The following is a 16794-nucleotide window of genomic DNA, read 5'->3' on the forward strand; positions in this document are numbered from 1 at the left end:
TCCGTGTTGAATTTGACTCCACTTCATGCTTCGGTTGCTGTTTTCCTAGCAGGGGTACGCAAATGTCTAATCCACAAGTGATAAACCGACTGACCCGCCGTCTGTTTGGCGCGTCCATGGCTGCGATGGCGCTTTTGGGGACTTACGCATCCGCCAGCGCGGCTGAGCTTAATGCGCTGGTCTGGTGCGATCATTCCGACCCCAACCTGCTCAAACCCTTCGAGGACGCCACCGGCATCAAGGTGAATGTGAAGGAGTTCGAGGGCACGGGCGCTGGCCTGGCGCTGGTCGAGCAATCGCAGCCCGGCGACTGGGACGTGATGGTGATCGACACGGTGGACGTGCGCCGCGGCGTCGAGCGCGGGCTGTTCGCGCCGCTTCCCGAGGACCAGCTGCCCATCGCCGATCTCTTCCCCGAAGTGCTGATGGACCAGCACGCCAAGGTGGACGGCCAGCGCTACGGCATCACCGAGAAATTCGGCTACAACACGGTGGGCTTCAACAAGGCCAAGGTGGATGTGAACGACATGCAATCGCTGGCGGCACTCACCTCCGACAAATACAAGGGCCGCATCGCCATCTATGATTACTATCTGCCGGTGATCGGGCTGGCCGCCATGGCGATCGGCAAGAAGACGGCGGAGCTGACCGAGGCCGACCTGCCGGCGATCCGCGACGAGCTTCTCAAGATGAAGGCCAACGCCAAGGCGGTGACCGACGTGGTGGCCAGCCAGACCGCGCTCGCCACCGGCGAGGCCGACATCCTGATCGGCGGCGGCGAATGGGTGACGGCGGTGATCGCCAAGGAAAACCCGGACCTCGATTTCTCGATCCCCAAGGAAGGCGCCGTGCTGTGGTCGCAGTCGCTCGCCATGTTCAAGGATTCGAAGAACAAGGACAACGCGCTGAAGTTCATCCAGTACGTCCTGAGCCCCGAGGGCCAGGCGCGGCTCGCCACCTCCGCCTGCTATTGGGGCATGCCGGCCAACAAGCAGGCGGCCTTGAGCGACGAGCAGAAGACGATCCTGCGCTTCGACGAACAGGGCGAATTCCTCAAGCGCGCCCAAGGCTACCCCGCGCCGTCGGAAGACCTCGACAAGAAGATGCAGGACCTCTGGACCGAAATGATCCAGGCGCCGTGAGCGCCGCGGCGGCCAATCGCACCGGCTGGGCCAGCGTCACACCGGCATTGCTGTGGACGCTGGCCTTCTTCGTCCTGCCGTTCCTGGCCATGGGGCTGGTGAGCCTCGGGCTTGGCAGCGGCAAGGGGATAGGCCTCGACGCCTATGCGCAGTTCTTCAGCAACGCCAGCTACCGCCGCGCCCTGGCGAATTCGCTGGAGGTGACGCTGATCGTCACGGTGGCCTCGGTGCTGATCGCCTATCCCTTCGCCTGGATTCTCGCCTTCATGGTGCCCGAACGCTGGCAGCGGCTGGCGCTGATGCTCGCCGTGCTGCCGTTCTGGACCTCCTATGTGGTGCGCTCTTATTCCTGGCTGCTGGTGCTGGCTGAAAAAGGCGTTGTCAATTCCGCGCTCATGGGCCTCGGACTGCTGGCGGAGCCCATGCAGATCGCCAATACCCGCGGCGCCACGGTGATCGGTTTTGTGCATTTCTTCGCCATGCTGCTGACGCTGACCATCTACGCCAATCTCAAACAGCTCTCGCCCAATTACCGCAAGGCGGCGGCCGATCTCGGCGCCTCGGCCTATCAGTCCTTCATCCATGTCATCCTGCCGCTGACGCTGCCGGGGATCATGGTGGGCGCCTTTCTCACCTTCGTGCTGGCGATCGGCGACTACATCACGCCGCAGATTCTGGGCGGCAACAATGAACTCCTCATGCCGCAGCTGATCATGATGCAGATCGGCCGGCGCGGTGATTTCGCCTCCGCCTCGGCGCTGTCGCTGATCCTGATGGCGGTGGTCAGCGTGGCCTATCTCGCCTGCGCCCGCTGGCTGAAGATCGAGCGGGCCTGAAGATATGCGCGGTCTGGCCATCATTTATGCCGTGCTGTTCTACGGCTTCATCTTTCTCCCCGTGGCGGTGCTGGTGCTGTTCTCCTTCCAGGGCACGCTGTTTCCGATTCCGCCGTTCAACGGCCCGTCGCTGCGCTGGTATGGGGCGGTGCTGGGCGATGCCCGGCTGACCGCGGGGCTGGCCAATTCGGTGATCCTCGCCGTGGTCACCTCGGCGCTGGCCACGCTGATGGGCTTTCTCGCCGCCTGGGGCCTGGCGCGGTTCCATTTGCCGGCCTCGGCCTTGATCCGTGGACTGATCACATTGCCGCTGGCGGTGAGCTATCTCATCATCGGCATGGGGCTGTTGATCCTGTTCAACCGGATCGGCGTTCCGAAGTCGCTGGCCGCGGCGGGGATCGGCCATGTGGTGATCAACCTGCCGCTCTGCTTCGCCATTATCTACAGCCAGATGGGCGCCCATCAGGCCAATATCGAACGCGCGGCGCGCGACCTCGGGGCGAGCGAAATCAAGGTGCTGCTGCTGGTCACCGCGCCGATGCTGTGGCCGGCGCTGTTTGCCGCCTTCTTCCTCGCCATGACCTTCTCCTGGGACGAATTCGTGATCACCTTCCTGCTCACCCGCTTCGAGACAACACTGCCGGTTGAAATCTGGAACATGCTGCGCGCCGGGCTCAACCCCAAGACCAATGCGGTGGGGGCGCTGGTGTGCGGCGTCTCGGTGCTGCTGGCCATCGCCTTCGAAATCGTCGCTTTCCGGAAGCGCCCCGCATGACGCCGCTGGTCGCGATCGGGAACATCACGCACAGTTTCGGCGCGGGTCCGGTGCTGTCCGGTGTTTCGCTCAGCCTCGCCCGCGGCAGCTACACCGTGCTGCTGGGGCCTTCGGGCTCCGGCAAGACGACGCTTCTGTCGATCCTCGGCGGTTTCCTGGCCCCGGATGAAGGCTCCGTGCTGATCGACGGCGTGGACTGTACGCGCCTCGCGCCGGCCCGGCGGCCGACCGCCACCGTGTTCCAGGACTATGCGCTGTTTCCGCACCTGACGGCGGGGGCCAATGTGGGCTTTGGCCTGCGCATGAAAGGCGTGGCGCGCGCCGAGCGCGACGGCCGGGCGCGCGCCATGCTGGAGGTCGTGGGCCTCGCCGCGGCATTTGACAAGAAGCCGCATCAATTGTCGGGCGGGCAGCGGCAGCGCGTGGCGCTGGCCCGCGCGCTGCTGGTGGAGCCCGCGGTGCTGCTGCTCGACGAGCCGCTGGGCGCACTGGACCTCAAACTGCGCCGCCAGATGCAGGATGAGCTGAAAGCCATCCAGCGGCGGGTGGGCACGGCTTTCGTGCATGTGACCCATGACCAGGAAGAGGCCATGGCGCTTGCCGATCATCTGGTGGTGATGAACCACGGCCGCATCGAGGACCAGGGGCCGCCCGAACGCGTCTATGCAAGGCCCGCGTCGATTTTCGCCGCCACGTTCATGGGTGAAAGCACCATCGTGCCGGGGCGCATGGCGAATGGCGTCATCGACACCGCGCTGGGGCGGTTTTCGGCGCCGGCCGGCGCCAGCCATGTGGCCATCCGGCCGGAGCATGTCGCGCTGGGCGGAGCGCTCGCCGCCGATGTGGTGGATGTCGTCTATCAGGGAAGTTTCAAGCGGGTGACGGCGCGGGTGAACGGCGTCATGCTGCTCGCCCGGCTTCCCGCCGAAACGGCGATCGCGGCGGGCGATCAGGCGATGCTGGCGATCGACGCGCGGCACGGCATCGCGCTCAAGGAGTAGGCGATGGAACTCCGCATCGGGCCTTCGCAATGGTATGAGACGATCCGCTTTGCCGATGGCGTGACGCTGATCCATGAGCCGTGGATCAAGCCGTTCTACCGCTGCAACATCTGGCATGTGCGCGGCCGCGACCGCGACCTGCTGTTCGATTCGGGGCTTGGGGCTTTCAGCCTGCGGGCGCATGTGCCGCTGGTCTCGGAACGGGCGCTGATCTGCGTGGCGAGCCACACCCATTTCGATCATATCGGCTGCCACCATGAGTTCGGCGGTTGCGCCGTGCACCGGGCGGAAGCCCATATCCTCGCCGATCCCCGCAATGACTGGACGCTGGCGGGGCGCTATGCCACCGACGAGATGTTCGACGCGCTGCCGGAAGGCTGGGATGCGGCGCGCTACCACGTGAAGCCGGCGGTTGCTGACCGCATCCTCGATCATGGCGAGGTGATCTCGCTGGGCGACCGGGCCTTCGAAGTGGTGCACACGCCGGGACATTCGCCGGGCGGCATCGGGCTGTTCGAGGCGAAGACCGGGATCTTCCTCTCAGGCGACATCATCTATGACGGACCGCTGATCGATGATGCCTACCACTCCGATGTGAACCAATATGAGGAAACGCTGCGGCGCCTCTCGGCCTTGCCGGTGGCCACGGTGCATGGCGGCCATTTCCCGAGCTTCGGCCGCACGCGTTTCCACCAGCTCATCGCTGCCTATCTGGCGGGCCGCCACAAGCCGGGCTGCCATCTTGGCTGAACGCTGCCGCGACCGGAGCGTGTTCTTCTGTGATTGAAATGTTTCGCCGTTTGTAACCGGTCCAGCTTCTCGCCGTCACAGCAGGGCCGCAGCTTTCGCTGGCGTGACGCCTGGCAAGAACGGATTGTTTGGTCCAAGCCCAACTTGCTCTGGCACCGGCTGTCGGGCGCAGCTATAGGGGGTCCATGCTTACCTGGATTGTGTTTGGCTTCCTCCTCGGCCTTCAGCATGCGCTTGAGGCTGACCACATTGCCGCCGTCGCCTCGATCGCCGCCGACAAGACCGGGGTTCGCCGCATCATGCGGCATGGCGCGGTGTGGGGCCTGGGCCATGCCCTGACGCTGGGCGCCTTCGGTGGCGCCGTCTATGCCCTGAAGCTGTCTCTTGATGAACGGCTGGCCGACGGGCTTGAATTCGCGGTCGGCGTCATGCTCGTGCTGCTGGGCGGGCGGCTGATCTATGCGCTGATCAAGGCGCGCATCCACTTTCACGTTCACCGCCATGGCCCGGACGACATCCATTTCCACGCCCACAGCCATGAAGGTGACGTGCGCAACCATGCCCTGAGCAGCCATGCCCACGCCCACCCGGCAGCAGGCTGGGGGCGGAGCCTGGCGGTGGGCATGGTTCACGGGCTTGCCGGTTCGGCGGCGCTGGTGGCGCTTGCCGCGTCATCGGCCCCTTCGGTGCCGCTGGGCCTTGCCTTCATGGTGCTGTTCGGACTGGGCTCGGTGGCCGGCATGGCGATGTTCTCGGCGGTGATCGCCGTGCCGCTGTCGCTCGCGTCGGGCGCGCTCACCTGGGCGAGCCGCGGCTTGCAGGCGCTGGCCGGGTTGATCGCGGCGGGCATTGGCGTTCACATCATGGTTGAGACCGGCGCCCGGCTGTTTGCCTAGGCAGCCCGGTTGACAAGCGCCGCGAACCGGTTTGTCCTGCGCGCTTTCCAGGGAGGGCACGCCGATGAAACTGGGTTTCAATCTTCTGCTGTGGACGCCGCATGTCACGCTCGCGCATGAGCCCATTCTCCGGGCCCTGAAAAAGACGGGCTATGACGGCGTCGAGATTCCGATGTTCGAGGGCGATCCGGCGCATTACGCGCGGCTGGGCGAGCTCCTCGAAAAGATCGGCCTGTCGCGCAGTGTCGTCAGCGTGATCGGGCCGGCTGGCAAGAACCCGCTGTCGCCGGACAAGGCGCACCAGAAGGCCGCCGTCGATTATGCCAAATGGACGATCGACTGCACGGCGGCCCTCGGCGCCAATATCCTGGGCGGGCCGATGCATTCGGAACTCGGCTATTTCACCGGCGCGCCCCCCACCGCGGCGGAGCGCAAGCGGGCGCTCTCCTTCCACAAGCGGGCCGGCGATTATGCCGCGAGGAAAAACGTCACCTTCGCGCTCGAAGCCCTCAACCGCTTCGAGTGCTATTTCCTCAACACGATGGAGCAGCTTGCGGCCTATGTGGCGGAGGTGAACCATCCGGCGATCAAGGCGATGTATGACACCTTCCACTGCAACATCGAGGAGAAGGACCCGGTGGGCGCCATCAAGACCATCCGGCCGCACATGGTGCATGTCCACATCTCCGAGAATGACCGCGGCACGCCTGGCAAGGGCCATGTGCCGTGGGCCGAGACCTATAAGGCGCTGAAGAAATCGAAATATGATGGCTTCCTCACCATCGAGGCCTTCGGCCGCGCCATGCCGGCGCTGGCCGCCGCCACCCGCGTGTGGCGCGATTTCGCGCCCAATCCGGAAGAGGTCTACAAGTTCGGATACCGCAACATGAAGCAGGGCTGGGCCAAGGCCTGACGTGAAGCCGGTCTATATCGTCGGCACCTGCGACACCAAGGCGGCGGAACTCCGCTATGCGGCTGACTGCGTCGCCGCCACCGGCGTGCCGGTGGTGCTGGTCGATATCTCGACCACGCAGAGCGATGCCGCGGTCGATGTCGCGCCCGCCATGGTGGCGGCGCATCATCCGCGAGGGGCGGGCGCCGTGCTGGGCCTGACCGATCGCGGCGAGGCCGTCACGGCCATGGCGGAGGCGCTGCGCCGCTTCCTGCTGACGCGGACCGATATCGGCGCGGTGCTGGGGCTGGGCGGCGGCGGCAACACCGCCATGGTGACGGCCGCCATGCGGGCGTTGCCGGTGGGCGTGCCGAAGCTGATGGTGTCCACCATGGCATCTGGCAACGTGGCGCCCTATGTGGGGCCAACCGACATCATGATGATGCATGCGGTGGCCGATGTGGCGGGGCTCAACGCCATCACCCGCGTGGTCATCGGCAATGCCGCGCATGCCGCCGCCGGCATGGCCCGCCATGCGGTTGCGGCGGCTTCAGGGGAACGGCCCGCCGTGGGCCTCACCATGTTCGGCGTCACCACGCCGGCCGTCACCGAAATCCGCCGCCTGCTGGGCGATGACTGGGAATGTTTCGTCTTCCACGCCACCGGCACCGGCGGGCAATGTTTCGAGAAGCTGATCGAGTCCGGGCTGATCAGGGCGGCGCTCGACATCACCACCACCGAGGTGGCCGACTTGCTGTTCGGCGGCGTACTCGCCTGCACGGAGGACCGGTTCGGCGCGGTGATCCGCAGCCGCATTCCCTGGGTAGGCGCGGTGGGCGCGGTGGACATGGTGAATTTCGGCGGGCGTGAGACGGTGCCGGCGCGCCATGCGGCGCGGAACCTTTATGTTCACAACGCGCAAGTAACGCTGATGCGCACCACGCCTGAGGAAAACGCGGCGACCGGCGCATGGATTGTTGACCGCGTCAACCGCATGCAGGGCCCGGCGCGCCTCATGCTGCCGCTCAAGGGCGTTTCCGCGCTCGATGCGCCGGGAAAACCGTTTCACGATCCCGTGGCGGACCAGGCGCTGTTCGATGCGATCCGCGCGGGCTTCGCGCCGGCACCCAACCGCCGCCTCATCGAGGTCGATGCCCACATCAACGACCAGGCCTTCGCCGAAGCCTGCGCCGCCGCTTTCCGCGACATCGCCACAGGAGTCTAACATGGCCCGCGCCTATGCCAGCATCATTCTCAAGGCCCCGGTTGAAACCGTCTGGAGCCTGGTGCGCGATTTCAACGGGCTCCCCGCCTGGGCCAACGGCGTCAAGACCTCGCGCATCGAGAACGGACTCGATTCCGATGTGGTGGGCTGCGTACGCTCCTTTCACGTTGCCAACGGCACGCATGTCCGCGAGCGTCTGCTGATGCTGGATGACGCCCGACACTGCTTTTCCTACAATTTCGAGACGCGGGCTTTTCCGGTGAAGAACTACCTCGCCACCCTCAGGCTCTATCCGGTCACGCACAGCGACCACACTTTCGCCGAATGGGAGGCCACCTTCGACGAGGCGCCGGGCGAGGAAGGCAGATACGAGAAGATCGTGTCGCAGGACGTGTTCGCAACGAATTTCCGCAATCTGGCGAAGATCATTGCCAGGACGAGGCCCAAGCGGCCACCGGGCGCCGTGCGCTGGAAGGGCTACCAGCCCAACAAGGTGTGGACGTCGCGGGTGATCGGCGGCCCGGTCGAGGAGGTGTGGAAGATCATGCGCGATTTCGCCGGCATGGGCGCCTGGCACGGGGAGATCACCCGCATGCGGATGCTGAAGCGCCAGCGGCCCGACAAGGTCTCCGGCATCCGCGATTTCTATTTCGGCGACGGCCATCTCAACGAGGAGCTGCTCCACCTGTGTGACATCACGCGCAGCTTCTCCTACCGCATCACCAAGTGCGACACCCCTTGGATGAACTATGTTTCGGGCCCGCGGCTGTGGCCGGTGACCGCCGACAACACGACCTTCGGCGTGTGGACGGGTGACTGGGTGGCGAGCGCCCAGGATGACGTGGTGCTGATCCCGCGCACCGAGGAAAACGTCTATCAGCGCGCCTTCGCGACGCTGGAGCGCAACTTCTTCAGGAAGCGCAAGGCCTAGTCAGACCGCGTTCAGCCCGCCAGCAGCGGAAACTCCGGCGCGTCCATCACGGCGCCGGGCTCAAGCTTCACATCGCGGAACGGCGGCGAGGTGGTGATGCCTTCGCGCCGGGCGAAGCGCACATCATCGCCGATCAGCCGCAGCGAGAAGGCCCGGCGCTGGTCCTGCTTGCTCTTGTTGGCGGGTGCGCCATGCAGCGTCAGATAGTTGAAGGCCACCGCATCGCCCGGTTCCAGCGCCCAGCCGAGAATCCTGTATTTGCTGCGGTCGCCTTCGATGTCCGGCACCGGTTCGAGTCCGTCGTTGTCATCGAGCGCCGTCTTGTTGAAGCGCTCGGGGCGGTAATACTTGCCCCAGCGGTGCGAGCCGGCCACGAATTCGATGCTGCGCTCGCGCGGCACCGTATCGAGCGGAATCCACAGTGACACCGTGTCGGTTCCGTCGAGGCAGTAATAGGGCTGGTCCTGGTGCCATGGCGTGGGCACGTCGGCGCCCGGCTCCTTGACCAGCACATGCTCGTGAAACAGGCGCACGGTGCGCGTACCCATCAGGGCGCGGCCAATCCGGGGGGCATCCGACTGGAAGATGAAATCCTTGTATTCGGGAATGCGCGCCCAGTTGCAGTAATCGCCGACGAAACGCCCGGCCCCCTCCTTGCCCTGGTAGATCCTTACATCCGCCGATGGCTCCGCCAGATTGCGCGCCACGCCCCTGCGCAGCGTCTCCATCCAGTCCTTGAAAGGCCCCCTGATCACACAGGCGCCGTCACGGCGGAAATCTTCGATCGTCTCGGACGAAACAGCATAGGTCATGGCGGGGCTCCTTCAAGCCGCCCTATCTTGCCAATGCAACGCTGCCCGGTAAACAACTCTTGGGCGGACGGGATGACGTTGCCCCCGGAAACGTGCTTAAGTGAATTGCCGTGCTTCAAGGGCCGGTGCCTATTTACAGGGAGAGAAACATGAAGATCCGAACTTTGCTGGGCGCAGCCCTGCTGGCTTCGAGCATGCTGATAACGGGCGCAGCCAGCGCCAAGTCGCTGGTCTACTGCTCGGAAGGCTCGCCGGAGAACTTCACCCCGGCCATCAACACCACTGGCACCAGCTTCGATGCCGCCCGCCCGGTCTACAACCGGCTGGTTCAGTTTACCCCCGGCACCACCCAGGTCGAGCCCGGCCTTGCCGAGAGCTGGACCGTCTCGGAGGACGGCAAGACCATCACCTTCAAGCTGCGTCCGAGCGTCAAGTTTCATGCGGGCGTCAATGGCTTCACGCCCACCCGGGACCTCACCGCCGAAGACGTGATCTGGTCCTTCGAGCGCCAGCGGAACCCCGATCACCCCTACGCCAAGGTGTCGGGTGGCTCCTATGACTATTTCAACGACATGGGCATGCCCGACCTGATCGAATCGATCAGCAAGGGCGATGACGACATGACGGTGGTGATCAAGCTCACCGCACCCAACGCGCCGATCATCGCCAATTTCGCCATGGATTTCGCCACCATCCATTCGGCGGAGTATGCGAAGTTCCTGATGGACAAGGGCACGCCGGAGCAGTTCGATCAGATCCCGGTGGGGACTGGCTCCTTCCAGTTCGTGAACTATCAGAAGGACGCGGTGATCCGCTTCAAGGCCTTCGACGGCTGGGCCGGCAAGCCCAAGATCGACGATCTGGTCTATGCCATCACCCCCGACGCCACGGCGCGCTATGCCAAGCTCAAGGCCAATGAGTGCCAGGTGATGATCGCGCCGAACCCGGCCGATCTTCCCGACATGAAGCAGAACGCCGACGTCAACGTGCTGGAGCAGGCAGGCCTCAACATCGGCTATTACGCGCTCAACGCGCAGAAGCCGCCGTTTGACAAGCCGGAGGTGCGCAGGGCCATCGCCATGGCGATCGACCGCGACGCGATCATCTCGGAGGTCTACCAGGGTGCCGGCCAGAAGGCGAAGAACCCGATTCCGCCGACCATGTGGTCCTACAACGAGGAAACGGTCGACATTCCCTATGACCCCGCGAAGGCCCAGGAAATGCTGAAGGCCGCCGGCGTCGAGGGCCTCAAGACCGACATCTGGTGGATGCCGGTGCAGCGCCCCTACAACCCCAATGCCAAGCGCATGGCCGAAATGATCCAGGCCGATCTTGCGAAAGTGGGCATCGAGGCGACGCTCGTTTCCTATGAGTGGGGCGAATACCGCAAGCGCATGCAGGCGGGCGAGCACCAGACAGGCATGCTCGGCTGGACCGGCGACAACGGCGATCCGGACAACTTCCTCGCGGTGCTGCTGGGCTGCAACGCCGAAGGAAGGCCCAACGGCAACAACATTCCGAAGTGGTGCAACAAGGAGTTCCAGGAGGTCGTCAACAAGGCCGTCCAGATCACCGACCAGGCGGAGCGCGCCAAGCTCTACAAGCGCGCCCAGGAGATCGTCGCGGCGGAGGTGCCGTGGGTCAATATCGCCCACTCCACCGTGTTCGAGCCGATCCGCAAGACGGTGACGGGCTACAAGGTGAGCCCGCTCGGCGCGCATGAGTTCCAGAACGTCGATATCACAGAGTAGACAACGACGTCGCCCCTCTCCCGGCGCTTCGCCGGGGGAGGGGTCTCCGGCCTCGCGGCGGCCTCGGACACCAGCAACAGGTGCCAATGTTCCGGTTTCTGCTCAAGCGCCTGGCGCTGACCATCCCAACCTTCATCGCGCTGATGTTCATCACCTTTGTGATGATCAGGCTGGTGCCTGGCGATCCGATCGAGGTGCGCAAGGGCGAGCGTGGCATTTCGCCGGAGCGTCTGGCCGAGCTCCGCCATGAGATGGGCCTCGACCAGCCGGTGTGGAAACAGTTCCTCGACTATGCCAACGCCCTGCTGCACGGCGATTTTGGAACCTCCATCATCTCCAAGGCGCCGGTGCTGCATGAATTCCTGACGCTGTTTCCGGCCACGCTGGAACTCACCGCCACCGCCATGATTTTTGCGATCGTGCTCGGCATTCCGGCGGGCGTGATCGCCGCCTCGCGCCGCGGCGGCCTCTATGACCAGACGCTGATGGGCCTGGCGCTGACCGGCTATTCGATGCCGATCTTCTGGTGGGGCCTTCTCCTCATCCTGCTGATGTCCAATACGCTCGGCCTGACGCCCGTGTCTGGCCGCGTCGACCTCATCAAGTTCTATTACGAGCCGGTGACCGGCTTCATGCTCATCGATTCACTGCTCTCTGGGCAGAAGGGCGCGTTCCTCGATGCCGTGCATCATCTCATCCTGCCGATGGTGGTGCTCGGCACGGTGCCGCTGGCCGTCATCGCGCGGATGACGCGGTCCTCCATGCTGGAGGTGCTGGAGGAAGACTATGTGCGCACCGCGCGCGCCAAGGGCCTCTCCTGGACGCGGGTCGTCGGCATTCATGCGCTCAGAAACGCGCTGATCCCAGTGGTGACCGTGATCGGCCTGCAGGTGGGCGGTCTGCTGGCTGGCGCGGTGCTGACGGAGACGATCTTCTCCTGGCCCGGTGTTGGCAAATGGCTGATCGAGTCGATCAACCGGCGTGACTATCCGGCGCTGCAGGGCGGCATCATGCTGATTGCCAGCATCGTGATCGTCGTAAACCTTGTTGTCGACATGCTCTACGGCCTGATCAACCCGAGGATCCGCCATGCCAAGTGATCAGACAGCCGCTGCCGCGCCGGCGCCGCCTGGCCCGGTCCGCGCCTTCTGGCGCGCCTTCCGCGAGAACCGGGGCGCGGTAGCGGGGCTCATCGTGGTGAGCATCATTTTCTTCGTCGCGATCTTTGCCAATGTGCTGGCCCCGCATGATCCGCTGGAACAGTTCCGCGGCTTCTCCAAGCTGCCGCCTTTCTGGGCCGAAGGAAGCGACTCGCGGTTTCTGCTCGGCACCGATGCGGTGGGCCGCGATATGCTCTCGCGGCTCATGTATGGGGCGCGCGTCTCGCTGTTCATCGGTCTTGCGGTGATGGTGGTCTCCATGCTGGTGGGGGTGGCGCTGGGCCTTGTTGCCGCGTTCTTCGGAGGCATCGTCGATGTCCTGATCATCCGGGTGATGGACCTGATCATGGCGATCCCGTCGCTGGTGCTGGCCATCCTGATCATCGCCATCATCGGGCCCAACCTCACCAACACCATCGTCGCCGTCACCATCGTCGGCCTGCCGCGCTATGTGCGGCTGGTGCGCGCCTCGGCCCTCGCCGAGCTGAGCAAGGATTATGTGACCGCCGCCAAAGTCTCCGGCGTGCGCAAATTCCGGCTGATGACGGTGACGGTGCTGCCCAATTGCCTGGCGCCGTTGATTGTTCAGGCGGCACTCGGCCTCTCGGACGCCATTCTCGAGGCGGCGGGGCTTGGCTTCCTCGGTCTCGGCGCCCAGCCGCCAATGCCGGAGTGGGGCGCCATGCTGGCCGACACGCGTGACCTGATGCTGTCGCACCCCTGGGTCATGGCCTTTCCGGGGCTGGCGATCCTGACCACGGTGCTGGCCATCAACCTGATGGGCGACGGTTTGCGCGATGCGCTCGACCCGCGGCTGAGGAGAAGCTGATGGCCGGGGCCCTGCTTGAAATCGAAAACCTCACCGTCACCTTCAAGACCGGCTCCGGCCTGTTCCGCGCCGTGGACGGCGTGTCGCTCAGCGTCGAGAAGGGTGAGGTGCTGGCGATCGTCGGCGAATCGGGCGCGGGCAAGTCGGTTGCCATGCTTGCCGTCATGGGTCTGCTGCCGTGGACCGCGCAGGTGACGGCGGACCGGATGCGCTTCGAGGGCCGCGACCTGCTCACGCTTTCAGCAAGCGAGCGCCGCAAGATCATCGGCAAGGACATCGCCATGATTTTCCAGGAGCCGGTGTCGAGCCTCAATCCCTGCTTCACCGTGGGCTACCAGATCACCGAGGCGCTCAAGGCCCATCTCGGCCTCACCAGGGCCGAACGCACGGCGCGGGCGGTGGAGCTTCTGAGCCTGGTCGGCATTCCGTCACCCGAGCAGCGGCTGCCGGCTTTTCCTCATCAGCTGTCAGGCGGCATGAACCAGCGGGTGATGATCGCCATGGCCATCGCCTGCGGCCCAAAGCTCCTGATCGCGGACGAACCGACGACGGCGCTCGATGTCACCATCCAGGCGCAGATACTGGAGCTGCTCGTCAGGCTGCAGCGCGAGACCGGCATGGGCCTGGTGCTGATCACCCATTCGATGGGCGTTGTCGCCGAAACCGCGAAGCGGGTGAGCGTGCAGTACGCGGGGCAGAAGGTGGAAGAGCAGTCGGTGGCCGATCTTTTCCGCGATCCACGCCACCCTTACACCGCGGCCCTGCTTGCGGCCCTTCCCGAGCGCGCCACGGGCCGCCGGCTGCCTTCGATTCCGGGGGTGGTGCCCGGCCAGTTCGACCGGCCCGCGGGCTGCCTGTTTTCGCCGCGCTGCCCGCTGGCCACCGAGCTCTGCCGCACCACGAAGCCGCCACGGCTTTCGGGCGCTCTGTGCCATTATCCGCTGCACGAAGGATTGGCCGAGGGCCATCCGGGCCCCAAAGCGAGGGTGGCATGAGCGTCGTCGTCACCGCGCAGAACCTGACGCGCCATTACAGCGTGGGACGCGGCGCTTTCGCGCGGCCGGCAACACTCAAGGCGCTGGATGGCGCCAGCTTCACGCTCGCGCGTGGCAAGACGCTGGCCGTCGTCGGGGAATCGGGTTGTGGCAAGTCCACGCTTGCCCGCCTTGTCACCATGATCGAGCCTCCCACATCCGGCTCGCTGGTGATTGCCGGGCAGGAGATCGCCGGCGTCACGCCGGCCACGCTGCGCGCCTTGCGGCCGCGGGTGCAGATCGTGTTCCAGAATCCCTATGGCTCGCTCAATCCGCGCCAGAAGATCGGCCATGCGCTGGAAGAGCCGTTGCTGGTCAATACCACGATGAGCGCCGCCGAACGCAGCGAGAAGGCGCGCCTCATGATGGCCGCCGTGGGCCTGCGGCCTGAACACTATGACCGTTATCCGCATATGTTTTCAGGCGGCCAGCGCCAGCGCATCGCCATCGCGCGCGCCCTGATGCTGGAGCCCGAGGTGCTGGTGCTGGACGAGCCGGTTTCGGCGCTCGACGTGTCGATCCAGGCGCAGGTCCTGAACCTGCTCGCGGACCTGCAGGAGAAGCACAATCTCGCCTATCTGTTCATCAGCCATGATCTGTCGGTGGTGCGCCACATCGCCGATGAGGTGATGGTGATGTATCTCGGCCGGGCCGTGGAGCAGGGTCCGCGCGCGGCGATCTTCGAGGATCCGCGGCACCCCTACACCAAGGCCCTGCTGTCGGCCACGCCGCGGCCAGACCCTGAGGCACGCCGCCAGCGCATCGTGCTTGCGGGCGAGCTTCCCTCGCCGCTCGCGCCACCATCGGGCTGCAGCTTTCACCCGCGCTGCCCGGATTGTTTCGCGCCCTGCGCCGGGCTTCAGCCAGCACTTCTTGCGCGTGGGCACAGCCTTGTGGCATGCCATGCTCTAACGCCACCGCGATCCGATACGGAAGCCGCCTGACATGCCTGACCGCCCCGAAGTCTCGACCGGTGAAGCCCTCGCCGGGCTGCTCGAAGCCTATGGCGTCGATACGGTGTTCGGCATTCCCGGCGTGCATAACGTGGAAATGTACCGGGCGCTGCCGCGCTCGAAGATCAGGCATGTTCTGGCGCGTCATGAGCAGGGCGCCGGTTTCATGGCGGATGGCTATGCGCGTGCGACCGGCAAGCCCGGCGTGTGCTTCACCATCACCGGGCCGGGGCTCACCAATATTCTCACGCCGCTGGGGCAGGCGTGGTCCGATTCCAGCAATGTGCTGGTAATTTCCTCGGCGCTGGACATCACGGATTCGGCGCAGGGCCGCGGCCGCCTCCATGAGATGATCGATCAGCGCGGGGCGGCGGCCAGCGTCACCGCGCTCGCCATGCGCGCCTATACGCCGAAGGACGTGCGTGACGGCGTGGCGCGGGCCTTCGCGCAGTTCGCCAGCCAGCGGCCGCGCCCGGCCTATCTCGAAATTCCGCTCGATCTCCTGAAAGAGCCGGCGGGCGAGGGCTGGGAGGCGCGGGGGCTTCCGGGCCTGCCGGCGCCGGCGCCGGGCGACATCGCGCAGGCCGTCGCCAGGCTCAATGCCGCGAAGTCGCCGCTCATTCTGCTGGGCGGCGGTGCGCTGCAGGCCGGAAAGGCCGCATGCGAGATCGCCGAAAAGCTCAAGGCGCCGATCGTCACCACTACGGCGGGCAAGGGTGCGGTTCCCGCCGGTCATCCGCTGTGCCTCGGCTATGTGATGGGCCATGACGCGATCTGGAACATGTTCCCGGAATCGGACGCCATCCTGTGCGTGGGCTCGGAGCTGTCGGAAACGGATTTCTGGAATGACCGCGTGGTCATCGAGAAAAACCTGATCCGCATCGATATCGACCCCGCCGTCATCGCCCGGCCGCACACCGCCGAGATTGCCATTCTCGGCGATGCCCGGCAGGCGCTGGCAATGATTGCCGCTGGCATCGTGGACAGGCCGGGCGAAGCGAAGGCGCGCTTTGACCGCGGCGAGCCCGATCAATTGCGCGCCATGCTGGCAAAGGTGCTGGGCGTCATCCGCGAGTCATTGCCGGAGGACACCGTGATCTGCTCCGACATGACGCAGATCGCCTATGCCGCCAATGAGATTTTTCCGGTGTCGAAGCCGCGCACCTGGATCCACCCGGTGGGCTTCGGCACGCTGGGCTTCGCGCTGCCCGCCGGCATCGGCGCCAGGTTCGGGCGGCCGGACACGCCGGTGGCGGTGATGATCGGCGATTATGGCCTGCAATATACGCTGAACGAGCTCGGCACCGCCGCCGAGCACGGGCTGCCCATCATCGTGCTTCTGTGGAACAATGACGCGCTGGGCCAGATCCGCGACGACATGGTGCGGAAGGGCATCCAGCCCAATGCGGTGACGCTCAGGAACCCCGATTTCCAGATGCTGGCGCGGGCCTATGGGCTGCGCGCTGACCGGCCGGAAAACCTCAAGGCGCTGGCTGCCGCCATCCGCGCCGCCCTGGCCGCTGACGGCCCGACGCTGATCGAGATGACGCCGCGCATGGTCCATGGATAGCGCCGTCATCTTCGATGTCGACGGGGTGCTGCTCGAACTGACGGCACCCGAGGAGGACGCCTTCTTCCTCGCCTTCGAACGACTCCATGGTATCACAGGCCTGTCGCGCGACTGGGACAGCTACCACATCCGCAACGATGAGCACATCCTCGCGGAAATCCTCGAACGCCACGGGCTGCCCCTGCAGGAGAGCGGCACGGTGGTGGAGGACTATCTCGCCATCCTGCGCGACGGGCT

At 65.3% G+C, this 16794-nt stretch carries 16 protein-coding genes and 1 pseudogene; 16 read left to right on the forward strand and 1 reads right to left on the reverse strand.

Annotated elements, in window-relative coordinates; translation table 11 throughout:
- Positions 1 to 116: 116 nt before the first annotated feature.
- The 9 genes from ACKOED_RS12765 to ACKOED_RS12805 all read left to right on the forward strand — a co-directional run bounded on the left by ACKOED_RS12765 (position 117) and on the right by ACKOED_RS12805 (position 8448).
- On the forward strand, positions 117 to 1142 hold the full coding sequence (locus tag ACKOED_RS12765; RefSeq protein WP_408916975.1) for a spermidine/putrescine ABC transporter substrate-binding protein: 1026 nt from the start codon (positions 117 to 119) through the stop codon (positions 1140 to 1142).
- The gene (locus ACKOED_RS12770) at positions 1139 to 1978 is read left to right on the forward strand and encodes an ABC transporter permease (RefSeq protein ID WP_408916976.1); all 840 of its coding nucleotides are present in this window, start codon (positions 1139 to 1141) and stop codon (positions 1976 to 1978) included. The genes ACKOED_RS12765 and ACKOED_RS12770 overlap by 4 nt, the downstream gene beginning before the upstream one ends.
- A 4-nt stretch (positions 1979 to 1982) precedes the next feature.
- Positions 1983 to 2753 (forward strand): ABC transporter permease, encoded by a 771-nt coding sequence (locus ACKOED_RS12775; protein ID WP_408916977.1) that lies wholly within the window; start codon positions 1983 to 1985, stop codon positions 2751 to 2753.
- Complete coding sequence (locus tag ACKOED_RS12780; protein ID WP_408916978.1) at positions 2750 to 3754, forward strand: ABC transporter ATP-binding protein; 1005 nt, start codon at positions 2750 to 2752, stop codon at positions 3752 to 3754. The genes ACKOED_RS12775 and ACKOED_RS12780 overlap by 4 nt, the downstream gene beginning before the upstream one ends.
- 3 nt (positions 3755 to 3757) lie before the next feature.
- Positions 3758 to 4504, forward strand: coding sequence for an MBL fold metallo-hydrolase (locus ACKOED_RS12785; protein WP_408916979.1), 747 nt, complete (start codon positions 3758 to 3760; stop codon positions 4502 to 4504).
- Positions 4505 to 4689: 185 nt separating this feature from the next.
- The gene (locus ACKOED_RS12790; protein WP_408916980.1) at positions 4690 to 5400 is read left to right on the forward strand and encodes an urease accessory protein; all 711 of its coding nucleotides are present in this window, start codon (positions 4690 to 4692) and stop codon (positions 5398 to 5400) included.
- Positions 5401 to 5464: 64 nt separating this feature from the next.
- Positions 5465 to 6313, forward strand: a complete 849-nt coding sequence (locus ACKOED_RS12795; RefSeq protein ID WP_408916981.1) for a sugar phosphate isomerase/epimerase family protein — start codon at positions 5465 to 5467, stop codon at positions 6311 to 6313.
- Position 6314: 1 nt separating this feature from the next.
- Positions 6315 to 7517, forward strand: a complete 1203-nt coding sequence (locus tag ACKOED_RS12800; RefSeq protein WP_408916983.1) for a Tm-1-like ATP-binding domain-containing protein — start codon at positions 6315 to 6317, stop codon at positions 7515 to 7517.
- Between the two features lies 1 nt (position 7518).
- Positions 7519 to 8448: an SRPBCC family protein gene (locus tag ACKOED_RS12805; protein WP_408916984.1), complete on the forward strand. Its 930-nt coding sequence runs from the start codon at positions 7519 to 7521 to the stop codon at positions 8446 to 8448.
- An 11-nt stretch (positions 8449 to 8459) separates the two neighbouring features.
- On the opposite strand, the gene ACKOED_RS12810 is transcribed toward ACKOED_RS12805, so the two are convergent.
- Entirely contained in the window at positions 8460 to 9260 is an 801-nt protein-coding gene (locus tag ACKOED_RS12810; RefSeq protein ID WP_408916985.1) for a phytanoyl-CoA dioxygenase family protein, read from the reverse strand.
- Positions 9261 to 9409: 149 nt separating this feature from the next.
- On the opposite strand from ACKOED_RS12810, the gene ACKOED_RS12815 reads away from it, so the two are divergent.
- The 7 genes and pseudogenes from ACKOED_RS12815 to ACKOED_RS12845 form a co-directional block, all read left to right on the forward strand.
- Entirely contained in the window at positions 9410 to 11011 is a 1602-nt protein-coding gene (locus ACKOED_RS12815) for an ABC transporter substrate-binding protein (RefSeq protein ID WP_408916986.1), read from the forward strand.
- An 86-nt stretch (positions 11012 to 11097) separates the two neighbouring features.
- Complete coding sequence (locus ACKOED_RS12820) at positions 11098 to 12111, forward strand: ABC transporter permease subunit (RefSeq protein ID WP_408916987.1); 1014 nt, start codon at positions 11098 to 11100, stop codon at positions 12109 to 12111.
- Positions 12101 to 13000, forward strand: a complete 900-nt coding sequence (locus tag ACKOED_RS12825) for an ABC transporter permease subunit (RefSeq protein ID WP_408916988.1) — start codon at positions 12101 to 12103, stop codon at positions 12998 to 13000. Before ACKOED_RS12820 ends, ACKOED_RS12825 begins: the two co-directional genes overlap by 11 nt.
- Positions 13000 to 13995 (forward strand): ABC transporter ATP-binding protein, encoded by a 996-nt coding sequence (locus ACKOED_RS12830; RefSeq protein ID WP_408916989.1) that lies wholly within the window; start codon positions 13000 to 13002, stop codon positions 13993 to 13995. The genes ACKOED_RS12825 and ACKOED_RS12830 overlap by 1 nt, the downstream gene beginning before the upstream one ends.
- Positions 13992 to 14978 (forward strand): dipeptide ABC transporter ATP-binding protein, encoded by a 987-nt coding sequence (locus tag ACKOED_RS12835; protein ID WP_408916990.1) that lies wholly within the window; start codon positions 13992 to 13994, stop codon positions 14976 to 14978. The genes ACKOED_RS12830 and ACKOED_RS12835 overlap by 4 nt, the downstream gene beginning before the upstream one ends.
- A gap of 1 nt (position 14979) precedes the next feature.
- Entirely contained in the window at positions 14980 to 16557 is a 1578-nt protein-coding gene (locus tag ACKOED_RS12840; protein ID WP_408916991.1) for a 5-guanidino-2-oxopentanoate decarboxylase, read from the forward strand.
- Positions 16550 to 16794 (forward strand): annotated as a pseudogene (locus ACKOED_RS12845) (hypothetical protein); the annotation flags it as partial. The gene ACKOED_RS12840 and the pseudogene ACKOED_RS12845, both read left to right, overlap by 8 nt.

The organism is Aestuariivirga sp. (assembly GCF_046093005.1).
GTDB lineage: Bacteria > Pseudomonadota > Alphaproteobacteria > Rhizobiales > Aestuariivirgaceae > Aestuariivirga.